Below are 16449 nucleotides of genomic sequence, written 5' to 3'. Positions count from 1 at the left end.
TCAGTGCCAGATCAGCAACACACAGGCTGCAGTAAGCAAGCCCATCGCCAGATTGAAGATTTTCCATGCGCGTGGGCTGCGCAGCAAACGTCCAATCATTGAGCCAAAGCCCATCCAGATCACGCCGGAAACCACGTTCACCATCAACATGCCGAGACTAATCGCCACTACCGAATGAAGATATTCCGTGCCCGCCAGGCTGAAGCTGGCCACAGCACCGAGCGCCATCAGCCAGGCTTTCGGGTTGATCAGCTGCAGCAAACCGCCTTGCCAGAATGGCATCTGCTTCACCGTGACATCGTCGGTTTCCAGCTTTTCATACGCGGCGGTAGCGATTTTCCACGCCAGCCACAGCAGATAGAGGCTACCGGCAATCTTCAGGATCAGATGTAGTGAGGGATAAAGCAGGATAAGACTGCCGATACCAAATGCCACCATCAGCAACATGACTTGCATACCAATCATGATACCAATGAGCAGCGGGATGGTGCGCAGGAAGCCAAAATTAGCACCAGAGGCGGTAAGTAACATATTATTGGGCCCGGGCGTGATGGCTGCGACCCAAAGAAAACCTAACATTGATAAAAAAAGACTCAGTTCCATGTATATTCGGGTGCTCCTCACCCAGTAAAGCGAACAACCCATCGAAGCTATCAGCGACTTATGCATCAGACAAGCCTTTACCCAAGCTATTTTGATCGCCCCAGCGGCGAGCGCTTTAAACCACTGCGCGGATTCACTAACGCGCACCTGCAAACGCTGCTACCGCGCATTCTGCGCCGCCGCGTCACCTTACGTCCGCACTGGCAGCGTCTTGACTTGCCGGACGGCGATTTTGTTGATTTAGCGTGGAGCGAAGATCCGGCGCAGGCGCGTCATAAGCCGCGCATGGTGATGTTTCATGGCCTGGAAGGCAGCTTTCGCAGCCCCTACGCGCACGGCTTGATGCAGGCGTGTCAGGCACGTGGCTGGCTGGCGGTAGTGATGCACTTCCGCGGCTGCAGCGGCGAACCGAACCGCCTGGAGCGCATCTATCACTCCGGTGAGACCGAAGACGCCACCTTTTTCCTGCACTGGCTGCAGCGTGAATGGGGCACGGTGCCGACTGCTGCGGTGGGCGTTTCGCTCGGCGGCAACATGCTGGCCTGCCTGCTGGGATTGCAAGGTAACGATGCGCCCATCGATGCCGCCATCGCCATCTCAGCACCGCTGGCGCTCGAGCCGTGCAGCACCAAACTGGATGTCGGCTTCTCGCGTTTCTATCAGCACTATTTGCTGACGCGGCTGAAGAAGAACGCCACGCGTAAATTACACGCCTGGCCCGGCACGTTGCCGGTCGATCTCAGCCAACTCCGCGCTTTTCGCCGCTTACGCGAATTTGATGATGCGATAACCGCACGTGCGCACGGTTTTATTGACGCGAACGACTATTATCAACGTGCTAGCGCCATGCCGCTGCTGACCGGCGTGCGCAAACCGTTATTGATCATCCATGCGCAAGACGATCCTTTTATGACCGATGCCGTGATCCCGCGCCCCGAACAGCTGTCAGCCTCCACGCAGTATCAGCTGACGCAGCACGGTGGCCACGTTGGCTTCGTCGGCGGCAGCTTGCTTAAACCAAAAATGTGGCTGGAACAGCGCGTACCCGATTGGCTCTCAACGTATCTGGATGTGTAATTGTGATTATTCCCTGGCAAGAACTCGAAGCGGACACGCTGGAAAATCTGATTGAAACCTTTGTGTTACGTGAAGGCACCGATTACGGCGAGCAGGAGCGCAGTTTGCTGCAAAAAGTTGCCGATGTGCGGCGTCAGCTAGAGCGCGGCGACGTCGTGTTAGTGTGGTCAGAACTGCATGAATCCATCAATATCATGCCGAAGGGTGAATTCCGCGGCTGATGCACCCAAGCGCAATTCGTGGTAACAATGCTCATCGCCGGACCTCACAGGGAGCTCTGTTATGTCAGCCAGGCATCCAATTATTGCCGTCACCGGTTCCAGCGGTGCCGGAACCACCACCACCAGCCTCGCCTTCCGCAAAATTTTCCAGCAGCTTAATCTGCATGCGGCGGAATTAGAGGGCGACAGTTTCCATCGCTTCACGCGCCCGGAAATGGACATGGCGATCCGCAAAGCGCGCGATCTCGGCCGCCACATCAGCTATTTCGGCCCGGAAGCCAACGACTTTGGCTTACTGGAGCAGACGTTCAAGCATTACGGTAAAACCGGCCTGGGCGAATCGCGGAAATATCTGCACACCTACGATGAAGCCGTGCCGTGGAATCAGGTGCCCGGCACTTTCACGCCGTGGCAACCGCTGCCGGAAAACACCGATGTGCTGTTCTATGAAGGCTTACACGGCGGCGTGGTCACACAGCAGCAGAATGTGGCGGAGCATGTCGATCTGCTGGTGGGCGTGGTGCCGATTGTTAACCTTGAGTGGATTCAGAAGCTGGTGCGCGACACCGGCGAGCGCGGCCATTCACGTGAGGCGGTGATGGATTCGGTGGTGCGTTCGATGGAGGATTACATCAACTTCATCACGCCACAGTTTTCACGCACGCATATCAACTTCCAGCGCGTGCCAACCGTTGATACCTCAAACCCGTTTGCCGCACGTGAAATTCCGTCACTCGATGAAAGCTTCGTAGTGATTCACTTCCGCGGGCTGGAAGGTATCGCCTTCCCCTATTTGCTGGCGATGATTCAGGGATCGTTTATTTCCCACATTAATACGCTGGTGGTGCCGGGCGGCAAAATGGGATTGGCGATGGAACTGATAATGCTACCGCTGGTTCAGCGACTAATTGAAGGAAAACGGATTGAGTGAGTGTCATTGGTCGCCATGAATGGCGACCCTACGAAATGATAGCGTTTTGTAGGGTGCGCATTGATGCGCACCTGGAAGCATTAAAGCTCGATCACTTCATAGCTGTGGGTGATTTCCACGCCCTTGCCCAGCATGATCGCCACCGAACAGTATTTTTCCGCAGAGAGATCAACCGCGCGCGCTACAGCTTTGTCGCTCAACGCTTTGCCGCTGACGATAAAATGCAGGTTGATATGGGTAAAAATGCGTGGTGCTTCTTCGCGGCGTTCTGACGTCAGTTTGACTTCGCAATCGGCGACATCGCTGCGCCCTTTTTGCAGAATCGACACCACATCAATGGCGCTACAACCGCCGGCGGCCATGAGCACCATCTCCATTGGGCTTGGCGCTTTATCACCGGAATTACCGTCCATTAATACCTGATGACCGGATGAGGATTCTCCGAGAAAGGTAAGACCTTCCACCCATTTCACTCGTGCCTGCATGATTCTTTCTCCTGAAGCGGCGGTTTTGCCGCCAGATTACGCTTTCACCTGATAAACAGCAATCCAGACTATTCCCCCGTTTGCTGAAGCGAGACAACACAAGACAGCTCGCAAAAGCTGTGCTACAAACAGTGCTGAAAATATTTTCGTCGTTACAGACGAAGGCGGGAAGAATCAAAAGCGTAGCTTAAGAATGACCCGGAATAATTTTTCCATTACTGGAAACGCTCGACGATTAAACCGCCTGACAGGGAAAAAATGCCCCCTGTATTTTGGGCACGATTACAACAGAGGATAATAGCGAATGGTTCTCGGCAAACCGCAAACAGACCCTACACTCGAATGGTTCCTGTCCCATTGCCATATTCACAAATATCCATCCAAAAGCACGCTCATCCATCAGGGTGAGAAAGCGGAAACGCTGTACTACATCGTTAAAGGTTCCGTAGCGGTACTGATTAAAGATGAAGAAGGCAAAGAGATGATTCTCTCCTACCTCAATCAGGGAGATTTTATCGGCGAACTCGGTCTTTTCGAAGAAGGCCAGGAACGTAGTGCCTGGGTGCGTGCGAAGTCTGCCTGCGAAGTGGCTGAAATTTCCTACAAAAAATTCCGTCAGCTGATTCAGGTAAACCCGGATATTTTAATGCGACTTTCGTCGCAAATGGCGCGTCGTCTGCAAGTGACATCGGAGAAAGTGGGCAACCTCGCTTTCCTTGATGTGACAGGACGTATTGCGCAAACGCTGCTTAATCTGGCTAAACAGCCAGATGCGATGACTCACCCAGACGGCATGCAAATCAAAATCACCCGTCAGGAGATTGGTCAGATCGTGGGCTGCTCACGCGAAACTGTGGGCCGTATCCTGAAAATGCTGGAAGATCAGAATCTGATCTCCGCACACGGTAAAACCATCGTCGTTTACGGCACCCGCTAATTTCTTCTCACCCACGGCGTGATGGCAACATCGCGCCGTTTCTATTTGCGATGAGCTGATGTGGCGCCGAATCATCTATCATCCTGAAGTTAACTATGCGCTGCGGCAAACGCTGGTGCTGTGCCTGCCTGTGGCTCTCGGCTGGCTGTTTGGCGATCTGCAAAAAGGCCTGCTGTTCTCGTTAGTGCCTGCCTGCTGCAATATGGCGGGTCTGGATACGCCGCATAAACGCTTCTTCAAACGCCTGATTGTCGGTGGTTCGCTGTTTGCCACCGGCAGTTTCCTGATGCAAATTTTGACCGCTTACCAGATTCCGCTGCCGCTGATCCTGCTGGCGCTGCCGCTGCTGATCGGCGTAACCGGCGAAATCGGCCCGCTGCATGCGCGGCTGCTGCCCGCCCCTTTAATCGCCGCCATCTTTACGCTCAGCCTGGTTGGGCGTATGCCGATATGGGTGCCGCCGCTGCTCTATATTGGCGGCACGCTGTGGTACGGCTTATTCAACTGGTTCTGGTTCTGGCTGTGGAAAGAGCAGCCGATGCGCGAATCACTCAGCCTGCTGTTCCGCGAACTGGCCGATTATTGCGATGCCAAGTACACCTTATTGACGCAGCTAACCGATCCGGAAAAAGCGCTGCCACCGCTGCTGGCACGTCAGCAAAAGGCGGTCGATCTCATTACCACCTGCTACCAGCAAATGCATATGCTGTCGGCCAGCCGCGATAACAGCCACAAGCGCCTGACGCGCGCCTTCCAGGTAGCGCTGGATTTACAGGAACACATCTCGGTCAGCCTGCATCAGCCTGAAGAGGTGCAGAAGCTGGTGGAGGAGAGTCACGCTGAAGCGGTGATCCGCTGGAACGCCAAAATTATCTCCGCACGGTTACGCGTGCTGGCCGATGCCATTCTCTATCATCAGCTGCCGGATCGCTTTCATATGGAGAAACAGCTCGGCGCACTAGAGAAAATTGCCCGCCAGCATCCGGATAATCCGGTCGGCAATTTCTGCCTCTACCACTTCAGCCGCATCGCCCGCGTATTGCGCACGCAGAAACCGCTCTACACGCGCGACCTGATGGCCGATCGTCAACGTCGTTTGCCACTGCTGCCAGCACTGCGCAGTTATCTGTCATTCAAATCCACCGCCTTACGCACTGCGGCCCGCTTCGCCGTAATGCTGATGTTTGGCAGCTCGCTGGCACTGTTCTTCAATATCCCCAAACCGTACTGGATTTTGATGACGATTATGTTCGTCAGCCAGAACGGCTATAGCGCCACGCGCGTGCGTATTCAGCACCGTGCGCTGGGCACCTTTGCCGGTTTATTGATTGCCGCGGCCTCGCTGCAGCTGGCGGTGCCAGAATCGATCACCTTGCTGTTTATGCTGGGCATCACGCTGGCGAGCTATCTGATCACGCGGAAATATTATGGCTGGTCGATGATTGGCTTCACCGTCACTGCGGTGTATTCGCTGCAGCTGCTGTCGCTCAACGGCGCGCAGTTCTTGTTGCCGCGCATGATGGATACCTTGATGGGCTGCCTGATTGCTTTCGCCGGCATGATTTGGCTGTGGCCGCAGTGGCAAAGCGGACTGCTGCGCAAGAATGCGCACGATGCGCTGGAAGCATATCAGGAAGCGTTGCAGCTACTGCTTGGCCCGGAGCAGTCGCCGGAGAAGCTGGCGTATCAGCGTATCAAGGTTAACCAGGCACACAATGCGCTGTTCAATTCATTGAACCAGGCGTCGAGCGAGCCGGGCTTTAACCTGAAATATCTGCAAGATATGCGCATGTGGGTGACGCACAGCCAGTTTATCGTTGAGCACATTAACGCCATGACGATTCTGGCGCGCGAGCACACCATGTTGACGGCGAAGCTGGCGGAACGTTATCTGCAATCTTGTGAAATTGCGCTGCAGCGTTGCCAGCAGCGGCTGGCGTATGACGGGCCGGGCAACGACAGCAATATTCTGGAAGCGCCGGAGAATCTTAACGAAGGGCCGGTTACGATTGTCGAACAGCATGTGAAGCGGATTTTGCAGCACCTTAACGTCATGCACACCATCTCTTCACTGGCGTGGAGCCAGCGACCGCATCATGGCCGCTGGCTCAAGGTGTTACGTCCGAAAGCGGATTAAGCGGCCAGCACCTTTTCAATCGCCGTCGCGAAACGCGTCATGCCTTCGGCAATATCGGTTGGCTCAATTACCAGCGACGGCACAAAACGAATCACATCGGTGCCAGCCGTGAGAATCATCAGCCCTTCCGCTGCAGAAGCATTGAGGATGTCGCGCGCCTTGCTGGCGAACTGCGGCTTCAGCGCGGCACCTATCAGCAGGCCTTTGCCGCGAATCTCGCTGAAGATATCGAATTTGCTGTCGATGGCTTGCAGTGCTTCAACAAATTGCTGACGGCGCGCTTCCACACCCTCCAGTACTTCCGGTGTGTTGATGATATCCAGCGCGGTTTCAGCAATCGCACAGGCCAGCGGATTGCCGCCGTAGGTGGTGCCATGTACGCCTGGCGACATCACCGATGCAATGTCGTTGGTGGTTAACATCGCGCTCACCGGGAATCCGCCGCCCAGCGCTTTTGCGCTGGTGAGAATATCGGGCTTGATGCCGTAATGCTCGTAGCTAAACAGTTTGCCACTGCGGCCCATGCCGCTCTGCACTTCATCCAGCACCAGCAGCGCGTTATGTTCATCGCACAATGCGCGTAAACCCTGCATAAACGCCTGCGTAGCGGGTACCACGCCGCCTTCGCCCTGAATCGGCTCCACCACGATGGCGCAGGTGTGATCGTCAATCACCGCTTTTACTGCGTCGAGATCGTTGAAGGGCACATGCACGATATCCGCCGGTTTTGGCCCAAAGCCATCGGAATATTTCGGCTGCCCGCCAACCGAGACCGTGAACAGCGTGCGACCGTGGAAGGCGTTATGGAAGGCGATGATTTTGCTCTTAAACGGGCTGTGTTTTTTACAGGCGTAATAACGTGCCAGCTTGAAGGCTGCTTCGTTGGCTTCTGCGCCGGAGTTACCAAAAAACACGCGGTCGGCAAAAGTGGCAGCAATAAGTTTGCTGGCCAGACGCAGCGCCGGTTCGTTGGTGAACACATTGCTGGTATGCCACAGTGTTTCGCCCTGGGTTTTCAGCGTCTCCACCAGCGCCGGATGACAATGGCCCAATGCAGTTACCGCGATACCGCCTGAGAAATCGATATACTCTTTGCCCTGCTGATCCCACACTCGGCTGCCTTTGCCCTTAACCGGCACAAACTGCGCAGGTGCATAAACAGGCAAAATAACGTTATCGAACGTTTCCCGGGTTACCGCTAGTTTTTCCGCTGCCATTGATGACCTCATCGGGTTATATGTTGAGCTAATGTGAAAATATAATCACAAAATATGCATAAAAAATCATACGAAGGCAAACATAAGTTACGCGCTGAGGAAATTAGCCAGCAGTTGGTGGCCTTGTTCACTGAGGATGCTTTCCGGATGGAACTGCACGCCTTCCAGCGGCAAGGTGCGATGGCGGAAGCCCATAATCTCATCCGGTTCACCGTCGCGCAGGCTCCACGCGGTGATTTCAAACTCAGCGGGCAGCGTATCACGCGCCACAATCAGCGAATGATAGCGCGTTACGGTAAGCGGGTTATTCAGGTTGCGGAACACACCTTGATTGCTGTGTTGTATGCGCGAGGTTTTACCGTGCATCACCTGCCGCGCACGTACCACCTGCGCACCATACGCTTGGGCGATCGCCTGATGCCCAAGGCAAACGCCGAGAATCGGTACGCGCCCGGCAAAGTGGCGAATGGCGGCAAGCGAGATGCCGGATTGATCTGGCGTGCACGGGCCTGGCGAAATCACCAGATGCGTTAGCGGCAACGCTTCAATCTCTTGCAGCGTAATGGCATCGTTGCGCACCACGCGCACATCCGCGCCAAGTTCGCAGAAGTATTGGTAAAGATTCCAGGTGAAGGAGTCGTAGTTATCGATTAGCAGCAGCATAGTAGATCGTAGCACTGAGTCATTACGGGCAACCGGTGCAAGAAAGGTCGCAAAAAAACCATGTTAACACCTCCAAACTTAATACCCGCTAGCTGATAAAAAAGATTCTGATTACTCTCACACCCAGTGCTATATTTTGGAGAGTTGCTATGCCAGCTACAACACGAGTATTCAAAACCAAATGGTTCAGTAAGCAAGCTCGCCGTCATTTGATTGGCGATGATGAACTTTGTCAGGCTATTGCAGCAGTAAAGCTCGGTCATGCTGATAACTTAGGAGGTGGCGTTTTTAAAAAACGTCTGCAGCAAAATCGTGAGCGCGCCATTATTCTGGCGAAAGGGGGAAAGAATTGGATTTATACCTTTTTATTCGCCAAACAGGATCAGGCCAACCTCAGTGAAAGCGAGCTTGAGGGCTTCCGTGACCTGGCAAAGCATTACTCGCTAATTTCAAACGAGACGCTAAATCGGTTAATAACCGTTCAAGAATTGGTGGAGATATGTCATGACCAAAGCGCATAAATTTAACAGCCCGGCTTTTGCAGCCATCCATAGCGCAGCGTCGGGTCTGTTTGAAGCGGGTGCACTTAGCAAACAGAGCATGCGTGACTTTGATGAACGTTGCCTGAGTGAAGTAACAGCCTTGGATGCGCAGGCAATAAAAAACCTGCGCGAGAATTTAAATGTGAGTCAGCCTGTCTTTGCCCGCTATCTCAACACCAGCGTGTCAACCGTGCAAAAGTGGGAAACTGGCGCTAAACGGCCAGGTGGTATTTCTCTCAAGCTGTTGTCGGTGGTGCAAAAACATGGGCTGCAAATCCTGCTATAAAATTTTTGCCGGGCTCACCACTTTCGCAAACTGGGCAGTAAGCGGATCCAGATCGCCCGCGACGCCAGCCGAGATCGCGGCGCGCCACGCCTCGCGTTCGAGTGTTTCCCACGACAGCTGATAACCGGCGTGCAACGCCAGCTGCTCGAAGAAGATGCGCTGCGCGCGTCCGTTGCCAGCGCGGAACGGATGCAGGACGAAAATCTCACAGTAGTAATGAGCGATGCGCGCCGTGAACGTTTCCGCTGGCAGGTCGGCTAAACCGCGCTCCTCTTCCAGCGCCTGCATCAGCGTATTGCCCTCTTTCTCGATGTATTCGCAGTGGCAATAGGGCGTTTCATCACGCCAGATATCGATAGTGCGCAGCTCTCCCGCCCAGCTGTAGAGATCCTGAAACAGCGTGCGATGAATATGGCACAACCGCGGCAAGCCGATGCTGCGCGGCCCCAGTTCTAACGTCGCCAGACGCGCGCTGCTGAAGGCCAGTTCGGCTTTACGCAGCTGCGCTTCGTCGTGAATGTCGAGGCGATTCTTCAGCACGCTGTCGTTATGCCACAGGTAGGGATCGCGCACCGCTAAGCTATTATCCGCCATATTGTCTCCTCAGCGACGCCAGTCGTTCTTCGGCGTGTTCTGCATCGATTAAAGGTTCACTCGACGTGTAACCGGCCAGGCGACAGCTGGCTTGATAGCTCGCAGCACGGCGCTGCTGCCATAACGTGGCTTTCTGTTTCTCGGTGAGTTTGCTGGTCATAGCGCCTCCGGCAAGCAATGAGCCCTAAGTATAAGCAGCAATTTTTTGCTTTGCCGGAGATGAAATGACGCGCCAGGGGAATATGGCGCGTTACGCGATTAAGGCAGGACTTTGGCGGAGAGGATAACAATCGGTTTTGACGGCACATTTTGGTACGGGCCCACATCTTTGGTCGGCACCTGAGCTATCTTATCGACCACATCTTGGCCTTTCACAACTTTACCAAACACCGCATAACCAAAATCACGCTGACCGTGATCGAGGAACGCGTTATCTGCCACGTTGAGGAAGAATTGGCTGGTGGCGCTATCTTTATCTGCGGTACGCGCCATTGAAATGGTGCCACGCAGATTACGCAAGCCGTTGTCGGCTTCGTTTTTGATTGGCGCAACAGTTTGCTTCTGCTGCATATCCGTCGTGAATCCGCCGCCCTGAATCATAAAGCCAGGAATAACGCGGTGGAAAATGGTGTTGTTGTAGAAACCATTGTTGACGTAATCGACGAAGTTTTTCACCGAAACCGGGGCTTTCTGGTTGTTCAGTTCGAGTTCAATATTGCCCGCAGACGTGGTGAGCAGCACATGTGTATCCCCTTTGGCTGCCAGAGCGGCAGAAGATACAGAAGAGAGCGCTAACAGGGCAACGGCCGCTGTTAAAGTACGTTTAAGCATGAAAGATTCCTTACCATGGAGAGCTAGCTCAAAAACGAGATTGATTGTAAAGAGCATGTGATCCAAGAGCCAGCGTTTTACCGATATTTACGTGGATGTTGCGATTGTCATACTTTTGCCGCCACGCAATCATTTGCGTGATTAAAATCACACTCTTAATGAAATAGTTCCTGCTTGTTTCACTCGTTGTTTATTAAGATCACAGTTGCACTTACAATTCATGACACTTTTTTGCCAATCTCGGCGCTTCACAGGTTCAGAACATGACAAACCGTAATCGGCTCGGCCTTACCTGGATTAGCTATTTCTCCTATGCGCTCACCGGCGCACTGGTGATCGTAACCGGTATGGTGCTGGACAATATCGCGCAGTACTTCCAACGCCCTATCTCAGAAATGAGCAACACCTTTACTTTCCTTAATGCGGGCATTTTGGTGTCGGTGTTTCTGAACGCCTGGCTGATGGTGATTGTGCCGCTGAAGCGTCAGTTGATTTTTGGCTTCGTGCTGATGATCCTCGCCGTCGCTGGCCTGATGACCAGCCACGATCTCACCGTCTTCTCGCTGTGCATGTTCGTGCTCGGCGTGGTCAGCGGAATTACCATGTCGATCGGCACCTTCCTGATCACCCATCTGTACGACGGTCGTCAACGCGGCGCACGTCTGCTGTTCACCGATTCATTCTTCAGCATGGCGGGCACCATTTTCCCGATTATCGCCGGTATCCTGCTGGCGCGTGCGCTGCCATGGTATTGGGTCTATGCCTGCATCGGCGTGATTTATGTCGCGATCTTTGTGCTAACGCTGTTTATCGAGTTCCCGGTATTGAAAAGCGAGGCGGCTAAGCCAGGCGTGGAGAAAGAGAAGTGGGGCATCGGCGTACTGTTCCTGTCGATTGCGGCGCTGTGCTACATCCTTGGCCAGCTCGGCTTCATCTCCTGGGTACCGGAATACGCCACCAAATCAATGGGCATGGATATTGCCGCTGCCGGTCAACTGGTCGGTAATTTCTGGACCGCGTATATGGTCGGCATGTGGGTGTTTAGCTTCGTGCTGCGCTTCTTCGATCTGCAACGCATTCTGATGGTGCTGGCAGCACTGGCAACGGGTTTGATGTATTGGTTCGTCACGTCCAAAGATGCTGGCATGCTGCACTGGATCATCATGACGCTGGGCTTCAGCTCTAGCGCCATTTACACCACCATCATCACGCTGGGCTCGCTGCAAACCAAGGTCTCTTCACCGAAACTGGTGAACTTCATCCTGACCTGCGGCACCGTCGGCACCATGCTGACGTTCGTGGTGACAGGCCCAATCGTGGCAACCGGTGGCGCACATGCGGCGCTCTCTACCGCCAACGGTTTGTACGCCGTGGTGTTTGTAATGTGTGTTCTGCTGGGCTTTGTGACCAAACATCGCCAGCATGGCCACGTTACTCACTAAGTTTGACGGGCGGACTTCGGTCCGCCCTGCTCTTCATCGCTTAAACGTTACCGCTTCTTTTTCCGCTAAATAGATCTCACTGCTGGCTGGCTGCGTCGCTGCCACTAATACCCCTTTGCGCAGCGAATAACGCACCGGCACCTGACGCCGCACGGCATCAAATCCGCTCTCCGCCGGCAGAATAATCAAACTGGCCTCGTGGCCCGGTTGAATACCGTAATTCGCCAGCTGCAGGGTTTTGGCGCTGTTCGCTGTAATCAGCTGTAATCCGTTATCGATCTGCTCGTAGCCCATCAGCTGACAGACGTGCAGTCCCATATGCAACACCTGCAGCATGCTGGCGGTGCCAAGCGGATACCAAGGATCGAACACATCATCGTGCCCGAAACAGACGTTGATATTGGCCTCCAGCAGCTCTTTCACCCGCGTGATGCCGCGACGTTTGGGATAGCTATCAAAGCGCCCTTGCAGATGGATATTCACCAGCGGATTGGCGACGAAATTGATATTGGAAAGCTTGAGCAGGCGAAACAGCCGCGACGTGTAAGCATTGTTGTATGAGTGCATCGCCGTGGTGTGGCTGGCGGTGACGCGTTCGCCGTTGCCATCGCGATGCGCCAGCGCCGCCACCGTTTCGACAAAGCGCGACTGCTCATCATCAATCTCATCGCAATGCACATCCACCAGACGATCGTAGCGATTGGCCAGCGCAAACGTCTTATGCAGCGACTCGACGCCATATTCGCGGGTAAATTCGTAATGCGGAATTGCGCCAACCACATCCGCGGCCATGCGCAGCGCCTCTTCCAGCAAGGCTTCACCGTTGGGATAAGAGAGAATGCCCTCCTGGGGAAATGCCACAATCTGGATATCGATCCACGGTGCCATTTCCGCTTTCACCTCCAGCATCGCTTTTAACGCGGTAAGCGTGGGATCGGAGACATCAACATGCGTGCGAACATGCTGAATACCGTTGGCGATTTGCCACTTTAGCGTTTGCTGCGCGCGCTGTTTAACATCCTCATGGCTGAGCAACGCTTTACGCTCCGCCCAGCGTTCAATGCCTTCAAACAGCGTGCCGGATTGGTTCCACGACGGTTGACCGGCGGTTTGCGTGGTGTCGAGGTGTATGTGCGGCTCGATAAACGGTGCGCTCGCCAGTCCGCCCTCAGCATCCAACGTGTCAGGCTGTGCTGCGGTTTGCGACGGCTGCGGACGAAGGTGCGCAATTTTGCCGTTGTCGATTTCGATTTGCCACAAGCCTTGCTGACCCGCTAAACGCAGGTTGTTAATCCACTTCAGTGACGGGTTTGCCATGCCGTTCTCCGCTAAAACACAAAATCTAAAGCTAGCATGAAAACCAATGTCACCGCGGGCACATTCCGTAGCGGCGCAATTTATTGCGCGATAAATCGCGCCGTTACGGAATGTGCGACGAAGAAAATGATTGGGTAATTATCAACCAAATAAGCCACTTAACTTATTTGTTCAAAATCAGTTACATACCTCTAAATAGGTATATAAGGGCGCGCTTGATGTATATCAATAAGCGCCTAAAGCGGCGCGTTAAGGTAGCCGCAGATACCGCAATTTTTGAGGCAAGCATGAGCAAGCACAGTGTCGTTATTATTGGCAACGGCATGGTCGGCCACCGCTTTATAGAAGAACTTATCGACAAAGATGTTTCGAATCAGTTTTCGATAACCGTTTTCTGTGAAGAACCCCGGGTCGCCTATGATCGCGTCCACCTTTCCGCCTATTTCTCCCATCACACCGCTGAAGAACTTTCACTGGTTCGCGAAGGTTATTACCAGAAGCATCAGGTGAATGTATTGCTTGGCGAACGCGCCATCACCATTAACCGCGACGAAAAACTGATTCACTCCAATACCGGTCGCGCGGTGCATTATGACACGCTGATTTTCGCCACCGGATCCTACCCATGGATTCCCCCCATCAAAGGTGCGGAAGGCAGCGACTGCTTTGTCTATCGCACCATTGAAGATCTGAACGCCATTGAAGCCTGTTCCCGTCGCAGCAAACGCGGCGCGGTGATTGGCGGCGGCTTGCTGGGGCTCGAAGCTGCAGGCGCGCTGAAAAACCTCGGCATTGAAACCCACGTGATTGAGTTCGCACCCGTGCTGATGGCGGAGCAGCTCGATCCGCAAGGCGGCGAGCAGCTGCGACGCAAAATCGAGCAGATGGGCGTACGCGTCCACACCGGCAAAAACACCCAGCAAATCGTCCATCATGCCAAAGGCGGTAAAACGCTGGAGTTTGCCGACGGCAGCGCGCTGGATGTGGATTTCATCGTCTTCTCTACCGGCATTCGTCCACAGGACAAACTGGCTAAGCAGTGCGGTCTGACGCTAGGTCAGCGCGGCGGCATCGCCATTAACGATCATTGCCAAACCAGCGACGCGGCCATCTACGCTATCGGCGAATGCGCCGCCTGGCAGAACCGTATTTATGGCTTAGTTGCGCCGGGCTATAAAATGGCACAGGTCGCCAGCGATAGGCTGATGGGCCGCAATAATGCCTTTGCCGGTGCAGACATGAGCGCCAAGCTGAAACTGCTGGGCGTGGATGTCGGGGGCATTGGTGATGCGCATGGCCGCACGCCGGGCGCGCGCAGCTACCTGTGGCTCGACGAACAGAAAAATATCTATAAACGGCTGATTGTCAGCGAAGATAACCGCACATTGCTGGGCGCGGTGCTGGTGGGTGACACCAGCGATTACGGCAATCTACTGCAGCTGGCGCTGAATAACATCACGTTACCCGAAAATCCCGAATTGCTGATCCTGCCTGCAGGCAGCGGCGAGAAACCGGCAATGGGCGTTGATTCGCTGCCGGATAGCGCACAGATCTGCTCCTGCTTCGACGTGAGTAAAGGCGATATCGTCAAGGCCGTGCAGGGCGGTTGCCACACCGTAGCGGCGCTGAAAGCCGAAACCCGCGCCGGAACCGGCTGCGGCGGCTGCATTCCCTTGATTACGCAGGTGCTGAACGGTGAACTGAGCCGTCAGGGCATCGAAATCAACAATCATCTGTGCGAGCACCTCCCTTACTCGCGTCAGGAGCTGTATCACCTGATTCGCGTAGAAGAGATCAAATCGTTTGACGCGCTGCTGGCCAAATATGGTCAGGGCTACGGCTGCGAAGTGTGTAAGCCCACCGTGGGTTCGCTGCTGGCCTCGTGCTGGAACGAGTACGTACTGAAGCCACAGCTGGCACCGCTGCAGGACAGCAACGATCTGTTCCTCGGCAATATTCAGAAAGATGGCACTTACTCGGTGATCCCGCGCTCAGCCGGAGGTGAAATTACCCCGGAAGGGTTGATGGCAATTGGCGCCGTGGCGCGCCAGTACAATCTCTACACCAAAATCACCGGCTCGCAGCGTATTGGCCTGTTTGGCGCGCAGCGTGACGATCTGCCTGCCATCTGGACACAGCTGATTGAAGCCGGTTTTGAAACCGGACAGGCGTATGCCAAAGCGCTGCGCATGGCGAAAACCTGCGTCGGCAGCGTCTGGTGCCGCTTTGGCGTTGGCGACAGCCTTGGCTTCGGCATCGAGCTGGAGAATCGCTACAAAGGCATTCGTACCCCGCACAAGATGAAGTTTGGCGTCTCCGGCTGCACCCGTGAATGCGCGGAAGCTCAGGGTAAAGACGTGGGCATTATCGCCACCGAAAAAGGCTGGAACCTGTATGTGTGCGGCAATGGCGGCATGAAACCTCGTCACGCCGATCTGCTGGCTGCCGATCTCGATCGCGACACGCTGCTGCACTATCTGGATCGCTTCATGATGTTCTACATCCGCACCGGCGACCGCCTGCAGCGCACTTCGCTGTGGCTGGAAAGCATGGATGGCGGTATTGACTATCTGCGTAGCGTCATTGTTGACGACAAGCTTGGCCTCAATGCGCAGCTTGAAAGCGAGCTGACTCGCCTGCGCGGCGAAGTTGAGTGCGAATGGACCGCGACGGTGCAACATCCGCAGCAGCACAATCACTTCAACACCTTTATCAACAGCGATCAGCGCGATCCGCTGGTGCAGCATATTAACCAACGCGATCAGCATCGCCCGGCGCGTCCGGACGAGCGCATTACAATCACCCTGATTGAGGAGATCGACGCATGAGCCAGTGGCATCCGGTGTGTGAACTCAACCAAATTCTCCCGGCGACCGGCATTTGCGCCCTCGTCAAAGGCCAGCAGATTGCCATTTTCCGACCGCGCGATGATGAGCAGCTCTACGCATTAAGCAATATTGATCCTTTCGCCCAGGCCAGCGTGTTATCACGCGGTTTGATTGCTGAGCACCAGCAAGCGCTGTGGGTGGCAAGCCCACTGAAAAAGCAGCGCTTCCGCCTGAGTGATGGCTTTTGTCTGGAAGACGAAGCGCGTTCCGTGGCGAGCTATCCGGTGCGCGTCAGCGCAGGCAAGGTTGAGATATGTGCCTGACCGCATTCCTTCACT

Annotated in this window: 18 protein-coding genes; 10 read left to right on the top strand and 8 right to left on the bottom strand. The window is 54.6% G+C overall.

Translation table 11 applies throughout. The annotated features are described in order from the left end of the window. On the bottom strand, positions 1-603 hold the full coding sequence (locus tag AC790_RS12235) for a LysE family translocator (protein WP_049851956.1): 603 nt from the start codon (positions 601-603) through the stop codon (positions 1-3). Between the two features lie 60 nt (positions 604-663). Between AC790_RS12235 and AC790_RS12230 the strand changes: the two genes are divergently transcribed. The 3 genes from AC790_RS12230 to AC790_RS12220 all read left to right on the top strand — a co-directional run bounded on the left by AC790_RS12230 (position 664) and on the right by AC790_RS12220 (position 2832). Then, the gene (locus AC790_RS12230) at positions 664-1680 is read left to right on the top strand and encodes a hydrolase (protein WP_007892221.1); all 1017 of its coding nucleotides are present in this window, start codon (positions 664-666) and stop codon (positions 1678-1680) included. A 2-nt stretch (positions 1681-1682) separates the two neighbouring features. Continuing rightward, complete coding sequence (locus AC790_RS12225) at positions 1683-1901, top strand: YheU family protein (RefSeq protein WP_007892223.1); 219 nt, start codon at positions 1683-1685, stop codon at positions 1899-1901. A 61-nt stretch (positions 1902-1962) separates the two neighbouring features. Next, on the top strand, positions 1963-2832 hold the full coding sequence (locus AC790_RS12220; protein WP_049851955.1) for a phosphoribulokinase: 870 nt from the start codon (positions 1963-1965) through the stop codon (positions 2830-2832). A gap of 80 nt (positions 2833-2912) precedes the next feature. On the opposite strand, the gene AC790_RS12215 is transcribed toward AC790_RS12220, so the two are convergent. Further along, positions 2913-3317 carry an OsmC family protein gene (locus AC790_RS12215; RefSeq protein WP_049851954.1) on the bottom strand — a complete coding sequence of 135 codons (405 nt, stop codon included), beginning with the start codon at positions 3315-3317 and terminating at the stop codon, positions 2913-2915. A 304-nt stretch (positions 3318-3621) separates the two neighbouring features. Between AC790_RS12215 and crp the strand changes: the two genes are divergently transcribed. Together crp and AC790_RS12205 are read left to right on the top strand one after the other, a co-directional pair. After that, positions 3622-4254, top strand: coding sequence for a cAMP-activated global transcriptional regulator CRP (gene crp, locus AC790_RS12210; protein ID WP_003852956.1), 633 nt, complete (start codon positions 3622-3624; stop codon positions 4252-4254). 58 nt (positions 4255-4312) lie between these two features. Beyond that, positions 4313-6391, top strand: coding sequence for a YccS/YhfK family putative transporter (locus AC790_RS12205; RefSeq protein ID WP_049851953.1), 2079 nt, complete (start codon positions 4313-4315; stop codon positions 6389-6391). On the opposite strand, the gene AC790_RS12200 is transcribed toward AC790_RS12205, so the two are convergent. Both AC790_RS12200 and AC790_RS12195 read right to left on the bottom strand, forming a co-directional pair. Next, positions 6388-7608 carry an aspartate aminotransferase family protein gene (locus tag AC790_RS12200; RefSeq protein WP_049851952.1) on the bottom strand — a complete coding sequence of 407 codons (1221 nt, stop codon included), beginning with the start codon at positions 7606-7608 and terminating at the stop codon, positions 6388-6390. The two genes, AC790_RS12205 and AC790_RS12200, sit on opposite strands and share 4 nt — an antisense overlap. 87 nt (positions 7609-7695) lie before the next feature. Continuing rightward, the gene (locus AC790_RS12195) at positions 7696-8271 is read right to left on the bottom strand and encodes an aminodeoxychorismate synthase component II (RefSeq protein ID WP_049851951.1); all 576 of its coding nucleotides are present in this window, start codon (positions 8269-8271) and stop codon (positions 7696-7698) included. A gap of 149 nt (positions 8272-8420) precedes the next feature. On the opposite strand from AC790_RS12195, the gene AC790_RS12190 reads away from it, so the two are divergent. After that, positions 8421-8792 (top strand): type II toxin-antitoxin system RelE/ParE family toxin, encoded by a 372-nt coding sequence (locus AC790_RS12190; RefSeq protein WP_049851950.1) that lies wholly within the window; start codon positions 8421-8423, stop codon positions 8790-8792. Next, positions 8776-9099, top strand: coding sequence for a DNA-binding transcriptional regulator (locus AC790_RS12185; protein WP_049851949.1), 324 nt, complete (start codon positions 8776-8778; stop codon positions 9097-9099). The genes AC790_RS12190 and AC790_RS12185 overlap by 17 nt, the downstream gene beginning before the upstream one ends. Here AC790_RS12185 and AC790_RS12180 read toward each other — a convergent pair. From AC790_RS12180 to ppiA, 3 genes are all read right to left on the bottom strand, one after another. Then, on the bottom strand, positions 9094-9693 hold the full coding sequence (locus AC790_RS12180; protein ID WP_049851948.1) for a putative adenosine monophosphate-protein transferase Fic: 600 nt from the start codon (positions 9691-9693) through the stop codon (positions 9094-9096). The genes AC790_RS12185 and AC790_RS12180 overlap by 6 nt on opposite strands. Next, complete coding sequence (locus tag AC790_RS24205) at positions 9683-9853, bottom strand: YhfG family protein (RefSeq protein WP_007892241.1); 171 nt, start codon at positions 9851-9853, stop codon at positions 9683-9685. The genes AC790_RS12180 and AC790_RS24205 overlap by 11 nt, the downstream gene beginning before the upstream one ends. 98 nt (positions 9854-9951) lie before the next feature. Next, positions 9952-10524 (bottom strand): peptidylprolyl isomerase A, encoded by a 573-nt coding sequence (gene ppiA, locus AC790_RS12175; RefSeq protein ID WP_007892242.1) that lies wholly within the window; start codon positions 10522-10524, stop codon positions 9952-9954. A 263-nt stretch (positions 10525-10787) separates the two neighbouring features. Between ppiA and tsgA the strand changes: the two genes are divergently transcribed. Then, complete coding sequence (gene tsgA / locus AC790_RS12170) at positions 10788-11966, top strand: MFS transporter TsgA (protein ID WP_007892246.1); 1179 nt, start codon at positions 10788-10790, stop codon at positions 11964-11966. 33 nt (positions 11967-11999) lie between these two features. On the opposite strand, the gene AC790_RS12165 is transcribed toward tsgA, so the two are convergent. Next, a complete protein-coding gene (locus tag AC790_RS12165; RefSeq protein WP_049851947.1) occupies positions 12000-13283 on the bottom strand; it encodes a cytosine deaminase in 1284 nt (427 codons plus the stop codon). A 287-nt stretch (positions 13284-13570) separates the two neighbouring features. Between AC790_RS12165 and nirB the strand changes: the two genes are divergently transcribed. Together nirB and nirD are read left to right on the top strand one after the other, a co-directional pair. Beyond that, entirely contained in the window at positions 13571-16111 is a 2541-nt protein-coding gene (gene nirB / locus AC790_RS12160) for a nitrite reductase large subunit NirB (protein WP_049851971.1), read from the top strand. Beyond that, positions 16108-16434: a nitrite reductase small subunit NirD gene (nirD, locus tag AC790_RS12155; protein ID WP_049851946.1), complete on the top strand. Its 327-nt coding sequence runs from the start codon at positions 16108-16110 to the stop codon at positions 16432-16434. The genes nirB and nirD overlap by 4 nt, the downstream gene beginning before the upstream one ends. The last annotated feature ends 15 nt before the right edge of the window (positions 16435-16449 follow it).

It is taken from the genome of Pantoea sp. RIT-PI-b (assembly GCF_001187905.1).
Taxonomy (GTDB): domain Bacteria; phylum Pseudomonadota; class Gammaproteobacteria; order Enterobacterales; family Enterobacteriaceae; genus Pantoea; species Pantoea nemavictus.
This window is presented reverse-complemented; position numbering and strand designations above follow the sequence as displayed.